The organism is Meishania litoralis (assembly GCF_042611095.1).
In the GTDB taxonomy this organism is placed as follows: Bacteria; Bacteroidota; Bacteroidia; order Flavobacteriales; family Flavobacteriaceae; genus Meishania; species Meishania litoralis.
In genome coordinates this window covers 1-525 of record NZ_JBHFPV010000018.1, presented here as the reverse complement: position 1 = coordinate 525, position 525 = coordinate 1, and the positions used below count along the sequence as shown (strand labels likewise).

Below are 525 nucleotides of genomic sequence, written 5' to 3'. Positions count from 1 at the left end.
GAGATACAGGAGCAACCGGCGCCACAGGAGCCACAGGTCCACAAGGAGATACAGGAGCAACCGGCGCCACGGGAGCCACAGGAGCAACCGGGGCCACAGGAGCAACGGGCGCAACAGGAGCCACCGGAGCAACGGGAGCCACAGGAGCAACCGGCGCCACGGGAGCCACAGGAGCAACCGGTGCCACAGGTCCACAAGGAGCAACAGGAGCAACAGGAGCCACAGGAGCAACGGGCGCAACAGGAGCCACAGGTCCACAAGGAGATACAGGAGCAACCGGCGCCACGGGAGCCACAGGAGCAACGGGCGCAACAGGAGCCACCGGAGCAACGGGAGCAACCGGTGCAACCGGTGCCACAGGTCCACAAGGAGATACAGGAGCAACCGGCGCCACGGGAGCCACAGGCGCAACAGGCGCAACAGGAGCAACGGGAGCCACAGGAGCCACAGGTCCACAAGGAGATACAGGAGCAACCGGCGCCACGGGAGCCACAGGAGCAACCGGTGCCACAGGTCCACAAGGAG

The 525-nt window shown here is 65.9% G+C and carries 1 protein-coding gene; it reads left to right on the top strand.

Annotated elements, in window-relative coordinates:
- Nucleotides 1-525, top strand: a 525-nt coding sequence (locus ACEZ3G_RS17060; protein ID WP_432426734.1) for a hypothetical protein, incomplete at both ends; no start/stop codon positions are given.